The sequence below is a fragment of the Actinomycetota bacterium genome (genome assembly GCA_030776625.1).
In the GTDB taxonomy this organism is placed as follows: Bacteria; Actinomycetota; CADDZG01; order CADDZG01; family WHSQ01; genus MB1-2.
In genome coordinates, this window is sequence record JALYHL010000004.1 from 184,955 (window position 1) to 202,684 (window position 17,730).

A 17,730-nucleotide genomic window follows, 5' to 3' on the forward strand; every position below is an offset into this window, starting at 1 on the left:
CTCGATGAGCGCGCGAAGGTCTGCCTCGAACGACGGGTGCGATGGGTCGCGCCCGCCGGCCATCACCACGTGTACCTGATCGTCGATCAGCGGCGCGCTGCCAAGCGCCGTTACGAGTGCGCCATGTCCCTTGACGGGATGCATGCGACCGACGTGCGCGACAAGCTGCACGCTCTCTGGCAGGTTCAGCCTCTGGCGCAGCTCCGTGCGCGCCCGATCTCGGCGAACGTGTGGCACCTTCAAGGCGATAGGAACGACGCTGACCTTGCGACTGGTCCAAGCCGGGAGGGTTTCGACGACCGCCCGGCTGACGCCGACGACTTGTTTGCACAGCAGCGAGACGAGCCACGCGACAGGTCCATCCCAACTGAAGTCGTGTTTCACCCAGACGACCGGAAGCCGCGTACCGGCACACGCCAAAGACGCAAGCAACGCAGCCTTGATCCCATTGGCGTGGACGACGTCGGCTCGGTGTTCCTTGACAGCCTGCCGCAATGGCCTGATGGCGCGGATCAGGTGCGAAGGGGCACCCGAGACCGGGATGACGTCGACGCGCGAGCCCAGCGCGTGAAGCTCCTGCACCAATGGTCCCTCTTCGAGCACGATGACCTTGCCGACCCAACCAGGGCCCAACGCGGATAACAACGTGGTGAGGTAGCGCTCGGATCCGCCATGACGCGCATGTGACGACACGAATGTGACGGTGGGCGTGGTCACAGCACTCGCTCGCAACGCCATGATGCCGTCGACGACACCTCTAAGCCCCTGCCGCTCGCGGTTCACGAGCCGGTGGATGACGAGCACGAGCAGGAACAAGCCGAACCGCACCCGGGCAGCGGGGGTCTGAGGGAAGTTCTTCTTGAAGAGGTAGGCGCGGTTGACTACGACCTGCCGCCCGAAGGCGCTTTCGTCCTTCGTCAAGAAACCTAGGTTGGCGTGATGCACCTCGATCTCGGGCACGTATCGGATCCTCCCGATACGGCTGAGGCGATAGGAGAAATCCTCGTCTTCGGCCAAGCCGTAACCCGCGAGATTCTCATCGAACCCAACCACCCTGGCCGCTTCTTTTCGGGCGCTCATGAAGCATCCCTGCATGAAGGAGATGTCCTGCGGGGTTGCCGGGTCGAAGGCCCTGCGGGGATAACCGAAGCTCGTGAAGCCGCCCTCTTTCCCGCCCCCGAACAAGAGCCGTCGCAGCGGCGACTCCTTGCCCACGAGCCGTTCTCCGGATGATTCGATGATCCGCCCGGTTGCCCCGATGACCGAGCGGTCGGAGTACGCGCGGGCGAGATGATGCAGGGCATCGGGCGGGATCTCCGCGTCGTCGTCGAGAAAGAGAACGACGTCGCCCGTGACGAACCCGAGCGCGGCGTTGCGCTGGCGGGTCAGGCCGGGTGCGGAGCGCAGGTAGACGACGTCATCTACACCCTGTGGCGGATCGTTCTCTGTAGAACCGTCCACCACGACTACCTCGTAAGGAGCTGGATCGAGGCGGCGGATGCAGGCCAGGCAGCTCTCGAGGGCCGCGGAGCGGCCGAGGGTGGGGACGACGATCGAGAACCGCGGCCGCGGGTTGGGCGGACCGGATACGTCGGCCGCAGTGTTCTCAGCGCTGGGATCCACGCCGACATCCTCACACCGCCGAGGGCACGCCTGAGTGGGTGACGAACAAAAGAGACGGCTGGCGCGGGTAGATTTCCCGACGTTGCGGGTGTAGCTCAATGGTAGAGCTTCAGCCTTCCAAGTTGAAGACGGGGGTTCAATTCCCCCCACCCGCTCTAGTCGAAGAGCCGGCGCTGCTGGGGTACTGCGCCCGTCCACCGGGAGCGGAAGAACCCACCTCGCCGTGCCGTTCTGCGACGGTGCTAGCTGAGTGTATGAACGCCATGTGACAGAGAACGCACAGGTATCGCGCGCAGTGAACGAGCACGCTGAGCGGTATGTCGGGTGGCTTCGGGACGCTTGTTCGATCCCTTCGTTGGCGGGTCAGCCTCAGGAGCTCGCTCGCATGGCGGACTGGGTCGAAGCCAAGCTCGTTGGTCTCGGCGCGCACACACGGCGGCTCAGGTACGAAGGCGCGCCGGATGCGCTGCTCGGCCGCATCGGGTCCGGCCCCCGCACCGTTCTCGTCTACGACCACTACGACGTGCAGCCGGTCGATCCGATCGAGCTGTGGGACTCGCAGCCGTTCGAGCCGGAGATCCGCGACGGCCGCTTCTACGCACGCGGATCCGCGGACAACAAGGGTGATCTCGTCGCGCGCCTTGCTGCCCTCGACCTCTACCGCGTGCTCTACGGCAACCTCCCGGTGCAAGTGAAATTCCTCATCGAGGGCGAGGAAGAGACGGGCTCAAAGTCATTCGAGGCGATGGCGGCCCGCTACGCCGACGAGCTGGCCGCGGACGGCTGTATCTGGGAGGGCATGGGGATCGACCACGTCGGCCGGCCGGAGCTCGTCTTCGGCGCCAAGGGCCTCGCCTATGTCGAGCTCACCTACCGCGGCCTCGCGGAGGATCAGCACTCGTCGCTGGCGGTCGTGGCGCCGAGTCCGGTGTGGCATCTGGTCGAGGCTCTGGCGACACTGCGAGCGCCCGACGGCAAGGTGCTGATCGACGGGTTCTATGACGACGTCGAGGCGCCGACGGAGGCGGATCTCGACATGCTCGAGAAGCTTCCGTTCGAAGAGGAAGAGGAACGGACGCGCCTCGGCGTCGACACGTTCGTGGGAAACGTCACCGGGACGGAGTTGCTGCGCCGCTACTACTTCGAGCCGACCTGCAACATCGCCGGCATAGTCGCCGGGTTCACGGTTCCCGGCGCGTCGAAGACGGTGCTTCCGAAAGAGGCGATGGCGAAGCTCGACTTCAGGCTCGTGCCGAACCAGGCCCCCGACGACGTCGTCGCCAAACTTCGCAAGCATCTGGACGACCGCGGATTCGCAGACATCCAGATCAACCGCTTCAGCAACGAGCACCCGGTGCGGTCGCCCGCCGACACGTTGATAGCGCGCGCCGCGCTGGAGGCCGCGGCGGAGGGGTTCGAGAAGGAGGCCGCGGTGTCGCCGATGATGATCGGAACCGGCCCGATGTACCCCGTCGCGCACACGCTGGGGATCCCGACGGTCTCCCCCGCCGGCGTCCATCGCCCGGACTCGAACATCCACGCGCCCAACGAGAACTGCCGCGTCGACGACTTCCTGAAGATCATCGAATACACCGTCGGCTGGATCCGAGCCTTCGCACGTCTGGATTCGTAAAGAGGTGTCAGAGCTAGAGACGTCGTTTGAAGCTGAGGTCGACGAAACAACAAGCGAGCGTCGGCATCCGACCTTCAGCGAGCAAGCTAAGTCGCCGCGCGAAAGGAAGAGGGGCCGGTCGCCCGGCCCCTCTCTTTAGTTCTGCGGCCCCTGCTCTGGAGCCGTTCCGTTCTAGTTCTCGGTGGTTCCCCGCCTGGTGGAGCGCATGATCAGCATGCCGCTGGCGAAGAGAGCGAGCGCCAGCACCAGGAACAAGAGCACGTCTCCCCCGGTGAACGGCAGTACCGCTCCGGCTACCTCGACCGGCTCGCTCAGCGCCGGCGAGAGCTTCACACCGAGCACGCTCGGGGCTTCGGGCTCCGCTTTGTCCTTGCTGACCTGCTCGCCGAGAACCTGCTCCGGCACGCTCGGGTTGACCTCGAGGCAGTTACCGTTGGCGTCCATCACGGTGCCCTCGGGGCAAGGAACGTTCTCCCCACAGTTGCCACCGGCAGGCATGATCGAGCCGTCGGGGCAAGTGGGCTGCGACGGTTGCGTGATGACCTCGCCTGCGACGTCGTCGCAAGTCCCATCGGCCGGCATACGCGAGCCGTCGGGGCAGGTCGCCGGCTTGCCGCACCAGCCGTTGTTGTCGTCGTCGAAGTCATCGTCGTTGCCACAGCCGTTGTTGCCGTCCTGATCGGCTAGGTCGGTGCCGCCGGGGCCGTTCGGCTTGTCGTCTCCCTGAACACCCTCGTACCGCATGGGCCCGTTGGAGTCGTCGGGGTTCGACTCCGCCTTGCCCTGGGTGCCTGAGCCGCCGGACTCGACCGAGCGGTCCTTGCCGGACGGGTGCTCGTTGTCGCCGTCGTCCTCGACGTTGTTCGCCGTCCCACCGTCGTTGGTGTCGTTGTCCTCGGTGTACGAGGTCTCGGAGTCCGAGTCGGCGTCACCGTCGTTGTCGGAGCCCTGGCCGTGGTTCGTCTCCTGAGGCTCCGTGGAGTTGTCCTCGTAGCCTTCCTTGCGGTCGTTACCCGGCGTGTTCTCGGAGCCGCTCTCCGACGCCGTCTGCTCCCCACCTTCTTGGTGGTCGGTCTTGTGGTGGGCGAGACCTGGTGCAACAGCAACGATCGCCAAGGAGGCGAGCGCCGAGATCAATCCCGAGATCAAGAGGCCGTTCGGCTTCTTCTTCCTGTCCATCAGTGGCTCCTCTGCTAGTGGATATTTCTGGGCCAATAGGGACATCGGCGGCGCAAGCAGCGGTGACAACCACCCGAACGGGCTATTTACGGCATAGCCCTTTTGGGCTACGCGCCTAGTGGCCACTGAGAAGAAGTCGCTGGGCCGCCGGCGTTCACCTCCGGCGCTTGTATGGGTCCCAACGCATGGATCCTCGCCCTTTGTTAAGGCCCCGAGGATCCGGGCAGTTCGGGCGACGCGCTAGGAGGCCACCCCAGGGCTGCCGAGGATCAGTGCGATCGTCGCCGTTGTCACCGCGGAGCTAAGCGCGACCTTGCCCACGCGGCGCACCAGGAGCATCCACTCCCTCAGGCGCGGCCTCAGCGCGGCCAGCGTAGGCATCTTGTCGAACACCGCCAAGGGCTTGGGGATGACGACCTTCAGAGCCTCCACCACCAGCGGATCAAAGGCGGCCCCGGCCTCTAGCTCGAGCGTTTCCACGGCCCCCGTCGGTGACCCGCTCTGCCGGTGAGGGCGCGTCGAGGTCATCGCGTCGTATGCCTCGGCGACCGCGATGATGCGCGCGTAGATCGGGATCTCAGCTCCCGTCTTCCCGTTCGGGTAGCCGTTGCCATCCCAGCGCTCGTGGTGATGGAGGATCCCATCTGCTACGTCCCGGCTCACCACTTCGTACGCCATCATCGCTCCGAGCAACGCGTGCGACTCGACCGTCTTCTTGTCGTCCTCGGTGAGCTCCTCCTGCTTGCGCAGGATGTGCTCCGGAATCCTGATGTTTCCGATGTCATGAAGGAACGCCGCCGTCGACAGCTTCTTCAGATGCTCATCTGAGAGGCCCAGCGCTTCGCCCATGTCGCGAGCCAGCCGCTCGACCCGGTCGGTGTGATCAACGGTGTAGGAGCTCTTCGCGTCCAGCGCGTCGGCGATCTCGGCCAGGAGCTCGAGGCGCTCGCTCGGCTCCTGGGCGATGGCGTCTCCTTGGTAGCGCCCGGCGCGGTCGAACCCGAGCAGCTGGGTGTTGCGCACGAGTCGAGCCTCGGCGCGGTGTCGCGCCACCCAGTTCCACAGCATCAGGTCGCCGAAAGAGAAGATCGACGACAGGTGATGCCGCTCCCACAGTCTGGTGCCGCCAACGACGGTCATCAACGTTAGCGAGCCCACGAGCAAGAGGGCCGGGACGAGCGTGGGATAGACGCCGGTCCAGGCGAAGACGAGAAAGCTCAGCACCATCGGGGCGATCGCGACCACGATCGACGCGAGCACCGAGATCAGTAACGGAGTTTGCTCGGCCTTGCGCACGCCGAGATGGGCTTGCGCCCCCTGTTCGTAGATGTCCTTTTCGAGCGTTTTCATGGCTTCTCAGTCACTGTCGGCACACGAAGGGGGCCGATGAATAGGCGCGAGAGCTAAGAGTTCGTAGGCCTTTGTGCCTAGTTTCGCCCCCACGAGAATGACGAGTCGCGGTTGCCCGCCGGCTGCTCCGCCTGCAAGGGTGGGAGAATCCGATACAGGCGCCCGTAGCTCAGCCGGATAGAGCGTCGGACTTCTACCCTTGATTGGGTCCGAGGTCCACGGGCGGACAATCTCATACAAGCGCCCGTAGCTCAGTCTGGATAGAGCGATGGACTTCTAATCCATGGGCCGCAGGTTCGAATCCTGCCGGGCGCACTCCTCTGATGTCGCGGGGCATCGTGGACGGATGTCGCGGAGCATAGTGGACACCAATCAACGCAGGCCGTGTGGCTGGTAGTCGCGGCTCGGGTCGAGCTCGAACTCCCTCAGGAGCTCCCCGTCTGCGGTAATGATGCGGATCTGGCGGCCGGCCACCAGCAGGATGACCCTGGCCCCCTTGCGAGCACGTCCGATGCCGAAGTGGTGCAGCTTGCTCTTGTAGCGGATCGTGACCGCCCGAGCCTCAGATCAACAGTGCGCTGCGGGTGGCGCTTGGGCGGCTCGAGACCACTGCTTAGGGTTCGGCGCCTGCGGTCTCCGCCTCCCGTAGTGCGAAGAGCTTGATCATCGTCTGCAGCTCGTCCAGGGTTCCGTCGATCTTCACGTCGCCTGCCGCCACGGCGTCGGCCGCGGTGATCTCTCCCATGAGAACAGCGAAGAGGCTGTCGCTGTCCGTCTCGATGACCAGATCCGCGTCCTTCGCGGGCCCTCGACCGTGCTCGAGCCTGCCTCGCTCGATGCGGAGGTGGAAGACGGTGCCGTCGAGACGAAGCTCGTACGTCGCGCGGATCCCGCGAGCCGATTCGAGTCGGAACGACCCGAGAAGAGCGACCACGAACCACTCGGGCTTGAAGGTTTGCCCCGCGCTCCTGGGTTGGATCGTCTTCGCTCCCCAGCGACCCAGCGCGACGACGATCTCTTCGAGCTCGCGTCCGTACTCGGTGAGCTCGTAGACGGTCCCCGAGCCCGGGCGGGGCAAGAGGCGGCGGCGAATGACGCCTGCCGTCTCGAGCTCCTTGAGCCGATTCGAGAGCACGTTGGTCGAGCTCCCCGGAAGCCCCTCATGGAGCTCGCGAAAGCGCTTCGGGCCGAGGATCAGCTCGCGCACGATCAGGAGCGCCCACCGCTCGCCGACGAGATCGAGTGCGTGGGCGACCGAGCAGTACTGCATGTAGCTTCGCCTAGACACTTCGCTCATGCTACCTTACTTCTTCTTGACAAGTGAACTTCCTTTCGGTAGCTTGCTTTTCATAAAACCAGTGTAAGTGCTACAAGGAAGGGACCCCGATGACGGTAGGGACCGCATCAGCGGCCTTGGAGGGGCTGACGGCGGGCAGCACCACGCTCCGACCGGGGCGGCCGGAGGACGCCGAGGAGGCAGGTCGGGTTTGTCACGACGCCTTCCGCGGGCTGGCGGCGGCCCACAACTTCCCGCCCGACTTCCCGTCAGCAGAGATCGCGGCAGGGATTCTCTCCGGTTTGCTCGCTCATCCCGGCTTCTACTCCGTCGTGGCCGAGCAGCACGGCCGCATCGTGGGGACGAACTTCCTCGACGAGCGGTCGACGATCGCTGGCGTCGGGCCCGTTACCATCGACTCGGAAGCGCAGGACTCCGGGGTCGGCACCCTCTTGATGCTCGACGTGATCGAGCGAGCGAGAGCGAAGGGATTTGCCGGGACGCGCCTCCTCCAAGCCGCGTACCACAGCCGCTCGCTCGCCCTGTACACGAAGCTTGGCTTCGACGTACAAGAGACCGTCGCCACCCTGCAAGGCCCGCCCGTCAGCGAGCAGGTTCCCGGCTTCAGCGTCCGCGCGGCAAGCGAGGACGATCTGGAGGAGATGAGCCGCGTGTGCCGAGCCGTCCACGGGCATGATCGCTCGGGCGAGGTCCTCGACGCTGTCCGGCAAGGCAGCGCCTCGGTCGTTGTGCACGACAGCGCGATCGTCGGCTACACGACCGGGATCGCCTACTTCGGCCACTCGGTCGCGACCAGCAACCACGGGCTCGCGGCGCTGATCGCGGACGCTTCTGAATTCGGTGGCCCCGGGTTCCTGCTCCCGGTCAGCAACGGGGACCTCTTCCGGTGGGCGCTGGCGCAGGGCCTCCGCGTCGTCCAAGTCATGACGCTGATGACGCTCGGGCTCTACCACGAGCCACGCGGCGCATATCTCCCCTCGATCCTGTACTGACCCATGCCCGAGCTGCGATTCGGCATGCTCGTCGTGCCGGACGAGCCGTTCCCGACGCTGGCCGAGCGGTGGCGGCGCGTCGAAGAACTCGGCTTTGACTTTCTGTTTGTTGCCGACCACTACCGACACACACGCAACGCCTCGCTGCCGTGGTTCGACGGCTGGACTGCCTTAGCCGCGATGGCACTTCAAACGACCAAGGTCCGGATCGGCCCCCTCGTCGCCAACCCGATCCTGCGGGGCCCCGCAGTGCTCGCCAAAGCTGCCGCGGCGCTCGACCACCTCTCGGACGGGCGGCTCGAGCTCGCGATCGGCAAGGGCGTCGAGGAGTTCGACCATCGCGCGACGGGGACGCCCTTCTGGTCGCCGCGGGAGCGCGCGGCCCGCTTTCGCGAGTACGTCCAGGTCGTCGACGGCGTGCTCCGCAGCTGGGAGACGCCGTTCAGCTTCGAGGGCCGCTACTACGGCACACAGGAGACTTCGCTCGCGCCGGCTCCGGTACAGCGGCCCCGACCTCCGATCACCGTCGGCGGCCAGTCTCCGACCGTTCGGCGCCTCGCCGCCGAGCGAGCCGACTGCTGGAACACGTTCGCTTTGGGTGACGTGCCGCTCGACAAGATCCTCGAGACCGTGCGGCACCAGAACCTTGACCTCGACGAACTCTGCACCGAGCTCGGCAGGGAACCTATGAAGCTCCGCCGGTCACTCGTCCTCTGGAAGCCGCTCGACCCATGGGAGAAGCGAGGCGCCTTCGAGCAGATCGTCGCCACCTTTCGCACAGCCGGGATTACGGAATTCATCGTCATGTGGCCGCCCGAGGAGCGGTTACCGCTACTCGAGCGCGCAGCGTCGATGATGGCGTTGCTTAAACATTCTTGAGAGCCGTGGTCTCGTAACCGTCGAAATGGATCGAGAAGAAGCCCTGACGACGCGCGCCGTTGAAGTGGTCGACGCAGCGCTCGATGGCGTCGGACTAACCTGGGCTGACAAGAGGAGCTGGACCGGCGTTCAACGAATTCGAGCCCGCCGGTAGTGGCACGGTATGCGCGATCGGGCGTAAGACCACACCGACCGACGTCTCCACCATGAGAGTGAGCGCAGGCCCACCATGTCGATACATGCCCTCACGATAGAAAGAGCGTGCGACAGGATTCGCATCGACGCCCCGATGCCATTTCAAGCGCACTCGGGTGGCCACAAACCCCGCCGAAAAATCCCACAAAAACCCCACGCGAGGACGGAAAACGATGCTCAACAACGTCACTGACGAATGGGAAAAATGCCTGGTCGTAGCGCTTGATTGATGGAAACCCGCAGGTCAGAGGTTTGGGGTTGGCCAAATTTCTAATCCGAGGGTCGGGGGTTCGAATCCCTCCGGGCGCGCTCAACTCGCGAGGGAGCAGTTGTGAAGCCGGTCCTCCATCGCTCGGAGGTAGCGCTTCGAGCGTGACGGTCAGCCAGCGAGCCCGGAAAGCCTACAGGTGCTGAAGCTTGGGTGGCGGAAGCGCTAGAAGACCAAACGCCCTCGAATCACCGGCAGTTCGACGACACCACGCGTGGTTCGTCCCGTACGTATCGTGAGTTCGGGCTGCAGTGGATCCGGGAGCAGATGGGCTGACCCGCCGCCGACCGCTAGGACCAGGCGCTGCCCGTGCGCGAGTGAACTCACCAGCGGCTCGCTGCGTAACCTCAGGACAGTAGGCGTACCGATCGGGAACTCGCGGCTCTCGCCTGGCGTCTTCGAGTGTTGGAGGTCGAGCTGGATGCGACCCACCTCGACGGCGTTCTGCGAGACATCTGAGCACGATCCATCACCCGACGTCTTGTACAAGACCGCCGCGAAGTTGCCGCCGGGCAGCGAACTACGGACCTCCGTCGTCAACTCGAAGTTTCCGGCGAGGGTAGCGCTCTGCTTGACGGGTGCTGAGACAAAAAGGGCGTGATGGTTCAGGTGCCCGCCCGGTCCGCAACCGGAACCGGGGTCGGCCACGAACGAGCGGAACGAGACGCTCGACTTCTTCACGGCGGACGCCGAGGGCGTCAGTTTCTCCTGTGAGAGGAAGAGCTTCGTTCGCGACACGGGCGTAGGCGGCCACGTCTGTGAGGAATGCCACTTCTTCCGATCGTCCTGGAACTCGAACACTCCGGCGCGGACGGTGTCGGGGCCTCCTCTCAGATAGTGGTCGAACCACCCGAGGACCATCTCCATCAAGGCACGACGGGTGCCTTGGGGGTACCGATGGCCCCACTGGCCGAGCAGGAACCGACTTCGCTTCGGGTTCAGATACTTCCAGAGCCCGTCGTAATGGCGGTTGTGCCAATACTCGCCCAGGTGTCTCATCCCGCTGGTCGTGAATACCGCTACATCGGACCCAGGCAGCAGGGGGCGCAGGTCGCGGTCCTTGAAGAATTCGCTCCGGTCGCCTGTTCTCACAAGTTCCAAAGCAGCCGAGGTATCGGCCGATGTCTCACCCGTGCAGTCCACGTGGGGGCGCGCCTGGGCGCTGGTCGGCGCGATCGAGTAGAACGTCCTCCAGTCGCCCATCCAGGCTGGGGCATACGTCTCGGGCGCGCCGCCCGGCGCCATCCACGACCACATGTCCACGATCCCGCTCACCGGTACGGCCGCCTTCAACGCGGGCGGGTCTGCCGCTATGGCCATGTATTGCGTCCAAGCGTCGTAGCTGAGTCCAAACATGCCGACGTTGCCGTTGCTCCAGCGCTCATCCGCGAGGGTCTCGATGACGGTGTAGGCGTCGCCGCGGTCGAGCTCGTCGCCGAACTGGAGACACCCGTCGCTCGCACCGGTCCCTCGGACGTTTACGGCGGCAAAGGCGAAGCCGGCATCTACGAAGGCGGCGCCTTCCTGCGACAAACGCGCGCTGCGCCCCCACCCGATCGCCGAGTTCCAGTAAGGACTCAGCGTCAGAACCGTCGCGAGCGCGTGTCTACCCTTCGGCTTGTGAACGTGGCCTCGCAGTACCGTGCCGTCCTCGGCGACGGCTTCGAACGGCACCATCTCGACCTCACCGACCGGACCAGTGTCCGTGTCCGCGGCGGCCGCTGATGAATACGCAGGCGCGGCGGTCGTCCCAAGCAGAAGGGCCGCGATGACCATCAAGCGCCAGGACCGTCTGCTCAGGGCGTGCATGAGGGTCGTACGTATGCACCTGCTCCGCCGCTTCACTCGCGAAGATCCGCCACCCGACTTACGAGTCGCATGTTCCGCTGCCGGCATGACTTCCTCCTCTAGGTTGACTACTTGGTCTGCCGCAGCCGCTCACGTCTGCGTCTGCGCGGCAGAGCCGAGGTAGTAGTCGGTCTCGGCGAATCGCGCTGAGAACGAATGTCGCCCGTAGTATTTGTACGGCACTACGAACGTCGCTACACCGTCGGCGTCGGTCACGATGTCCGCTAGCGGCTCCCCGTCGACGAAGAACGACACCGTCGCTCCCGCGATCCCGCTCGAAGGAGCATCGTGATCGGATAAACGCGCAACCAGTCTGCGCTTGTTCGCAGAATCTTCGTGTGACAGTTCCATGGCCGTGGCTTCTTTGTCGACGACGAAATCCATCGCGTCGGACGAGCTCCGATAGGCGTAGTTGCCTTCGTACCTGGCGACCAGGACGTATGACCCCGGCTGAGCTGCGACCGTCGCGGTTGCGGAGACGATCCCGTCGGCGTTCGTGACGCCTTCGAATCGCTGGACGACGTCGGTGTTCCATAGCTCGAACTGCACGGGAGCGGCCTCCACGGGAGTTCCGTCGGACGTCGTGAGTCGCGCCGCCGCCGTGACCTGGTCGCTGTAGGCGCCACGATCGGGCGAGTTCTCGACGAAAGAGAGCTCGGTCGCGACATCGGCAGCGTCCCTATGCTGCGGGGCCGGAACGTCACGACAGGGTTGAGGACCCCGGAGTCCCTTCGGCGACGCACAACTGGGGTATCCGGGAAGGATTCCGGGGTTAACGCTCAAGATGGGCAGGACGAGCTTCGACGGGTGCGACTCATCGTGGAACACGGTATTTCTCGCCAGTAACGGCAGTCCTGCGAAACCCCACGTATCGGGTATTGACTTCGGCGCTTCGATCGTCAGGCGAAGGTGAGATCCCTCGCGGAAGACGTGCCCGAAGGGGAGGATCTCCACGCGCATCTTCGCCGGCTCGAGCGGGTTTAGAAGCTGTTCGTCCTCCTTGATGTGCGTGTGATACGGCAGAAGTTCTGTTGATCGTGCTTCGTCGAGCTTCCGATGCGACGCCCGAAGCCATCCTTGCTGGATGTAAACCTCGGTGTATCCCGCACCCGAATCCGATGGGTCCTTCGGGCGCACCTCGCTCAACGTCACCTGCACGTCTGTGTCGGGAGCCGTAGACGCGAGCCAGAGGTCAAGGCTTGCGGAGCCGAGCATCGCCGTGTCCTTCCCGAACGCTCGTGTGGTGTAGGTAAGGGAGGCGCCCGGATGCGGGCCGCGAGACCACGTGTTCGCGACGGTGTGCCGACGGAACAGGGCCTCCACAAGCTCCTTGCGGGATTGCCCGCTACCAGGGATGTAGAGGTAGTTGTCGGGACCGTCGGATCCAGGTCCGCGCGCCTCGAGCAACCCGGTCTGGTTGCTGGACCCATCGCCGGAGAGGTAGAACGCCCCCGGCTGCACGTCGGGCGGCGGCCACGCCGCGACGTCCGACTGCCATCGCCAGGTCCGGTTGTCGTCCGTCTCCCACAGCACGCGCACCGGCGGGGCGACGTACTGCCCGCCCACGCAGGAATCGGCCGCTTCATCCCGCGTACAGTCGTCTTTCAGGAAATAGTCCAAGAACGCCGCTCGATCCTTTAAGAGGAGCTTCTGCGTGCCGAGGTCGTGTCCGCCGCTACCGACGTATGCGTAGACGTTCTCGAGCTGTGAAAGCATGTGGACCCCCCGCGGCCCCACAACCCCGTCCTGCCACGACATCACCGTCCAAACGGGTATGTCGATGTTCTGCAACCCGGCGCGTGACAGCCGCTCCTCGTAAAAGGGGCCGTCCCACGGCTCGGCGGCAAAGGTCAGCGCGGGGTCGCGTCTGTCCGATTGGTGTGCACATCGGGCATCGGGACTCCCGCTGGCGGCGTCCTCAACGATCGCCGGACCGGTTCCGAACGCCAGCGACTGCCCCAGCTGTGCTGGACCCCACGATCCGGCGAGGGCTGCATTGAAGATGCCGCCGGGATAGGCAGCATCTCTGTATAGATCGGCGATCGGATGCTGCCCCGCGATCGCTACGAGGTGGGGAGGCTTCAATGCCGCTACCGGGAACTGCGTGATCGCGCCGTACGACTGGCTGATCATCGCGACCTTGCCGTTCGACCATGGCTGTTGTGCGATCCACTCGACGACGTCGTAGCCGTCCCGTGCCTCGTCGGGGTGACCGAAGTCGTATGTCCCGGTCGAACAGCTCGACCCTCGCGGAGCGACACCGATCACGACGTATCCCTCAGCGGCCAATAGCGTCGCTCTGCCGCCCCCGACCTGCAGCTCGGGGTCGTGGCTATAGCCCGAGTAGACGAACAACGTCGGATACGGCCCCACGGCCGCGTCAGGGCAGTACACCTTGTAGTGGAGATCCGCTGGGAGACGATCACTTCGCGGCTCCCCATGTGCGAGACGGTACGGGCTGTTCTCGTCGCCCACTCTGATGTAACCGTCTCCGCTGGTGCAATCGTCCGTTGCGGGCTGGGCGGCCGCCTCGTGCACGTTGATCGGGAGTGTCAGCGCGACCAACGTCAAGGTCAGGACCATCATCACGAGGCGCTTCATCGCTACTCCTTTGTTCGGCTTGGGTACGTCGTTTCGCTGACTGGCGGGGTGCTTCCTGTGGATCAGATGGCTCAATCTGCTGTCACATTTCAGACACTGCGGACGTTTCACCGCTCTCGCTCTACCAACCGTTCGGGTGGCCTTTACCTCGTCGTTCTCAGGACGCTCCTCTGGTACGCGGTGATCTAGCGACACTGCGCTCCTCCATTTCCTCTCTCTCGTCTTAGCTACGAAGGTGGGAAACAGGAGGTAACAGATGTCCTAAAGACGCCTGGGGCGCGGGCCACCTATGTCCCACTGGCTATACCTGCCGGTCCATGGCCATAGCCGCGCTGGGTCTGGATGCGCCACATGGCTCACTTTTGCGATCCAAGCAGGAGTGGAGATGAGCGCGGGCGAATCAGCATCAGATCGCCCCGGACTTGGGCGCGCTCGTGAAAGGACAGGCGATGCCAAGGCGAACCCGAGCGAAGCTCGTCGGTCGAAACAGGCGCCCTCGTGGTACCGGAGCCATCGCCGTGATGCTGCTAGGGATGACCTCTCTGCACTCCACGGCGGTCCTCGCGCAGAGCGTTCCTTCGCCCGTCGGGGGCTTCACGTCCGACGGTGTCAGGTGGGTGACCACCGTCCCGATCTACGGGAGGGGAACCTGGACGCCACCCGCAGGGATGGGGTGGACGAACAGCGGGTCGGGGCGCGTCGCGAATGGCCATCTGTTCATCTGGGCGGAGGGCGTGACCATCTATGACATCTCGGACCCGCTGGCCCCTAGGTTCGTCAGCTACATCCCGCGGCCGGCGCCGGCATGGGCGCCGCAGGGGGTCGTCAGCGGGGTCGCCCAGATCGGTCGCTTCGATACGAACGGTGAGATCGTTGTGATCCCAGCATGGGACCGCGGTGATCGAGGGGGTGTCTCTGATCCTGGAAGCACCGGGGAGCTGCGGCACTTCGCGCTGTACATCTATGACGTGACGGATCCGGCCAATCCAAGAGAGATCGGGCAGCTCTCGCGGTTGCCTTATCCCCACCCGGAGAAACTCACCGTCGGCGGACCTTTCTGCATCCTCGACTGCACATGGGTCTACGACCGGTGGGGAGCGATCATCGACCTGCGTGATCCCTCTCGGCCGAAGCTACTGCGCAAACGGTGGACGCGGGGGATGAAGTTCAACAACTCCGCCTTGGGGGTCCGCGGAGCTACCGAGATCGTCGAAGTCGCACCCGGGCGCATCCTTCTCGGGGCCCATCCGATGTACTTGCTCGACGTGACGGATCCGGCGCGTCCGAAGGTCATGGCGCGCAGCGACGGGTCGCCTAACAGCAGAGGGGATATCGCCTGGCCTGGCTTCCCGCGCAGCGACGTCGTTCTATCAACCAATATCGGTGAGGGCGGTTGGTCCAGGTGCGAGATGGCGGAAAGCGCCCGCGACACGTCGGCGCAAAGCGTGTTCTCTACCTGGGACACCGATAGGTGGGAGAAGACCGGCTTGATCTCGCGCGTGGACGACTATCGGCTTAGCAACGGCACCTATACGGATGGCGACCCCGCGTTCAGCGGGTCAGAGGGAGTCATCGTCCCAGGCGTGGCTAAGTACGCGTACTCCAATGGGTGCAGCTTCGGGGTATTCGACGTCCGGCCGGCCTCCGGCGCGATCGAGGTCGCGGTAGCCGCAAACGGCCACGGCCTGAAGTTCTTCCACGTAGGGCAGAACGGCACCATCGAGCTCGCCGACTGGTTCCTAGGGCATGGAGCGAATGTCATCAACACCTTGTGGGCAAATGGCGAGGTCGTCTACGCGCTCGACGCGAACCGAGGTATCGACGTCCTCCAGGTCGACCGGTGAGTCTGGAGAAAGGCTTATCCGGACCGAACTTGCCGGAGTCAGCGGGAGTAGCCCGGGCCGCTCATTAGGACGTGGTGGTACGTGGTCTCGTACGAGAAATCTTCGTGACCTGTTCTGGCGCGCATGCGGACAACGCTCTCTACCGTCACTCTCGTGTCCGGGTCGATCCAGCTTGTCATCTCCAGGCTTCCGGGATGGTCTCCCTTCCAACGGATGATCGTCTTCAGCTTGATAGTCGGGATCCGGCGACCTGAGATGAGGCTGCGATCGTGGTCGATGACCTCCACCGAATAGGAGCCCGGGGTAGGAGCGCTGATCCAGGCCCCGTCCCAACGCTCGTTCGGCTCTAGCGGCGATCTCAAGAGTTCCATCGCCGGATCGGGGCGGAGCCTCACCTCGAATCCACCCTGGCTCGTGCGGAACGTCATCAGTGTCTCGCGGAGCAATGCGGCCCCCGGTCGATAGTCGACCAACGACGCGATGCTGAACCGCTCGGATACGCGCGCGCTAGAGACCTGATCGGTTGCGCTCGTCGAGGTCACGTCGCCGGTGCGCACCTGGACCGGCCCCCGCAGGTCGGCCCCGTCGATACACCCCTCGTTCGCGGGGCATAGTGCCTCGCGCCCGCTTTGTTCATAGGTGTAAGTACCGGGCCGCGGATGGGAGACTGGCCTCTCGCCCGAACGAGCAGCGCCGCCATCGTGGGGCTGGTCGGAGCCGGGCTGGTCCAGCTCCACCAACCGTTCATGCGGCTTCTTCGCATCTTTCGTTTTTGAGGTGGGCCTGGGTTCGCGCGTGGACCGGTTCCTGTCGCCTTGCTCGGCTTCCTCCTCTTCCACGTCGAGTCGGGCTTCGGTCTCCGACTCCTGCTCGAAGAGCGCCGCGGCGGGCCCTTCTGCGGGAGTCAGCGGGTCGCCCCGTGTCAGCACCATGACCAAGACGATCAGGCTCACTGCGGCGATCACCCAACCACTCGCTCCCGCGCGCGACCGACTCGCGGCTGCGACGGGTTCCTTCCCTATGGGCTTGTCGCGCCCGCCGGCGCGGCTCGCGGCTCGGATCTCGAGGTCACCCCAAACGAGCTTGCCGCTGCGTCCTCCCTGAAGCGTTTCTTCCAGATCCGCTGCGAGGTCCCCCGCAGCTAGGTACCGCTCGGCGGGGTCTTTGGCCATAGCCTTCGCGACGATGTCGTCTAGCGCATCCGGGAGCACCGGGACCTTCTGGGACACCTTCGGCGGCGGGTCGTTGACGTGGCTGAACAGCACCGCCACCTCCTCGCGTGCGCCGTACGGAGCCGTTCCCGTCAGGCACTCAAAGAGGACGCAGCCGAGCGAGTAGATGTCGGAGCGGCCATCGATCGGCCTGTTCCTGATCTGCTCCGGTGACATGTACTGTGCCGTGCCCATCAGGTGCGCGCTGGCGGTGAGGCTGCTTTGGGACGTCACGGTCTTCATGAGCCCGAAGTCCGTCAGGTAGAGACGTTCGTCCCCTCCAGCCGGTTCGAGCAGGAAGTTCTGTGGCTTGATGTCCCGATGGACGATCGCATTCTCGTGAGCTGCGTCGAGAGCGGAGCAGGCTTGTTTCATGATCGAGACAACGCGCGACGGGAGTAGACGCCCCTCTCGCGAGATAACGCTCTTCAGGTCCGGCCCCCCGACCAGGTGCATCGTCAGGTAGAGCGTCTCCTCCGCCAGTCCTGCATCGAACACCTCGATCACGTTGGGATGGTCGAGATCGACCTGTGACTCGCGGATGAATCGGTCTCTGAACTCGTCATCCCGCGCAAGCTCAGGTGCCATCACCTTGAGCGCGACGATCCGGCCGTTCGCGGAGGCAGCTCGATAGACGACGCCCATCCCCCCACGCCCGATCAGCCCGAGAACCTTGTAGGGGCCGATCCACTTGCCGGTCATGGCGTCCGCAGACATCGCTGGTAACTCTGGCACGTTCGGGGACGCAAGGCGAGGCGCCGCCGCGAGTGGGTGAAGATAGTCGCGTGAGTCACGTTGTGGGGGCGGGAC

The 17,730-nt window shown here is 64.7% G+C and carries 11 protein-coding genes and 2 tRNA genes; 6 read left to right on the forward strand and 7 right to left on the reverse strand.

Annotated features, from left to right (window positions below; genetic code table 11):
• Nucleotides 1-1,623 (reverse strand): glycosyltransferase (locus M3N53_08465; protein MDP9068360.1); only part of this gene is annotated, 1,623 nt, incomplete at its 3' end.
• A gap of 84 nt (nucleotides 1,624-1,707) precedes the next feature.
• Between M3N53_08465 and M3N53_08470 the strand changes: the two genes are divergently transcribed.
• Both M3N53_08470 and M3N53_08475 read left to right on the forward strand, forming a co-directional pair.
• Nucleotides 1,708-1,778, forward strand: a tRNA-Gly gene (locus tag M3N53_08470).
• Nucleotides 1,779-1,888: 110 nt separating this feature from the next.
• The gene (locus M3N53_08475; GenBank protein MDP9068361.1) at nucleotides 1,889-3,256 is read left to right on the forward strand and encodes a M20/M25/M40 family metallo-hydrolase; all 1,368 of its coding nucleotides are present in this window, start codon (nucleotides 1,889-1,891) and stop codon (nucleotides 3,254-3,256) included.
• A 171-nt stretch (nucleotides 3,257-3,427) separates the two neighbouring features.
• Here the strand turns inward: M3N53_08475 and M3N53_08480 are convergent, their stop codons facing one another.
• Both M3N53_08480 and M3N53_08485 read right to left on the reverse strand, forming a co-directional pair.
• Nucleotides 3,428-4,435, reverse strand: coding sequence for a hypothetical protein (locus M3N53_08480; GenBank protein MDP9068362.1), 1,008 nt, complete (start codon nucleotides 4,433-4,435; stop codon nucleotides 3,428-3,430).
• Nucleotides 4,436-4,675: 240 nt separating this feature from the next.
• A complete protein-coding gene (locus M3N53_08485; protein ID MDP9068363.1) occupies nucleotides 4,676-5,785 on the reverse strand; it encodes an HD domain-containing protein in 1,110 nt (369 codons plus the stop codon).
• Between the two features lie 240 nt (nucleotides 5,786-6,025).
• Here M3N53_08485 and M3N53_08490 point away from each other — a divergent pair.
• A tRNA-Arg gene (locus tag M3N53_08490) sits at nucleotides 6,026-6,100 on the forward strand.
• A gap of 298 nt (nucleotides 6,101-6,398) precedes the next feature.
• On the opposite strand, the gene M3N53_08495 is transcribed toward M3N53_08490, so the two are convergent.
• The gene (locus M3N53_08495; GenBank protein ID MDP9068364.1) at nucleotides 6,399-7,073 is read right to left on the reverse strand and encodes a winged helix-turn-helix transcriptional regulator; all 675 of its coding nucleotides are present in this window, start codon (nucleotides 7,071-7,073) and stop codon (nucleotides 6,399-6,401) included.
• 98 nt (nucleotides 7,074-7,171) lie between these two features.
• Between M3N53_08495 and M3N53_08500 the strand changes: the two genes are divergently transcribed.
• Nucleotides 7,172-8,074, forward strand: coding sequence for a GNAT family N-acetyltransferase (locus M3N53_08500; protein MDP9068365.1), 903 nt, complete (start codon nucleotides 7,172-7,174; stop codon nucleotides 8,072-8,074).
• Nucleotides 8,075-8,077: 3 nt separating this feature from the next.
• Complete coding sequence (locus tag M3N53_08505) at nucleotides 8,078-8,953, forward strand: LLM class flavin-dependent oxidoreductase (protein MDP9068366.1); 876 nt, start codon at nucleotides 8,078-8,080, stop codon at nucleotides 8,951-8,953.
• Between the two features lie 628 nt (nucleotides 8,954-9,581).
• On the opposite strand, the gene M3N53_08510 is transcribed toward M3N53_08505, so the two are convergent.
• Nucleotides 9,582-11,192, reverse strand: coding sequence for a CocE/NonD family hydrolase (locus M3N53_08510; GenBank protein MDP9068367.1), 1,611 nt, complete (start codon nucleotides 11,190-11,192; stop codon nucleotides 9,582-9,584).
• A 162-nt stretch (nucleotides 11,193-11,354) separates the two neighbouring features.
• Nucleotides 11,355-13,865: a CocE/NonD family hydrolase gene (locus M3N53_08515; protein ID MDP9068368.1), complete on the reverse strand. Its 2,511-nt coding sequence runs from the start codon at nucleotides 13,863-13,865 to the stop codon at nucleotides 11,355-11,357.
• A 533-nt stretch (nucleotides 13,866-14,398) separates the two neighbouring features.
• Between M3N53_08515 and M3N53_08520 the strand changes: the two genes are divergently transcribed.
• Nucleotides 14,399-15,709, forward strand: a complete 1,311-nt coding sequence (locus M3N53_08520; GenBank protein ID MDP9068369.1) for a hypothetical protein — start codon at nucleotides 14,399-14,401, stop codon at nucleotides 15,707-15,709.
• A 38-nt stretch (nucleotides 15,710-15,747) separates the two neighbouring features.
• On the opposite strand, the gene M3N53_08525 is transcribed toward M3N53_08520, so the two are convergent.
• Nucleotides 15,748-17,637 (reverse strand): protein kinase, encoded by a 1,890-nt coding sequence (locus M3N53_08525; GenBank protein MDP9068370.1) that lies wholly within the window; start codon nucleotides 17,635-17,637, stop codon nucleotides 15,748-15,750.
• Nucleotides 17,638-17,730: the final 93 nt, after the last annotated feature.

Bases quoted from the DNA above. Each gene is read 5' to 3' on its own strand.
- M3N53_08505 (MDP9068366.1), top strand. From the start codon at position 8,078: ATGCCCGAGCTGCGATTCGGCATGCTCGTCGTGCCGGACGAGCCGTTC.
- M3N53_08485 (MDP9068363.1), bottom strand. From the start codon at position 5,785: ATGAAAACGCTCGAAAAGGACATCTACGAACAGGGGGCGCAAGCCCAT.
- M3N53_08520 (MDP9068369.1), top strand. From the start codon at position 14,399: ATGACCTCTCTGCACTCCACGGCGGTCCTCGCGCAGAGCGTTCCTTCG.
- M3N53_08480 (MDP9068362.1), bottom strand. From the start codon at position 4,435: ATGGACAGGAAGAAGAAGCCGAACGGCCTCTTGATCTCGGGATTGATC.
- M3N53_08500 (MDP9068365.1), top strand. From the start codon at position 7,172: ATGACGGTAGGGACCGCATCAGCGGCCTTGGAGGGGCTGACGGCGGGC.
- M3N53_08510 (MDP9068367.1), bottom strand. From the start codon at position 11,192: ATGGTCATCGCGGCCCTTCTGCTTGGGACGACCGCCGCGCCTGCGTAT.
- M3N53_08525 (MDP9068370.1), bottom strand. From the start codon at position 17,637: ATGTCTGCGGACGCCATGACCGGCAAGTGGATCGGCCCCTACAAGGTT.
- M3N53_08515 (MDP9068368.1), bottom strand. From the start codon at position 13,865: ATGAAGCGCCTCGTGATGATGGTCCTGACCTTGACGTTGGTCGCGCTG.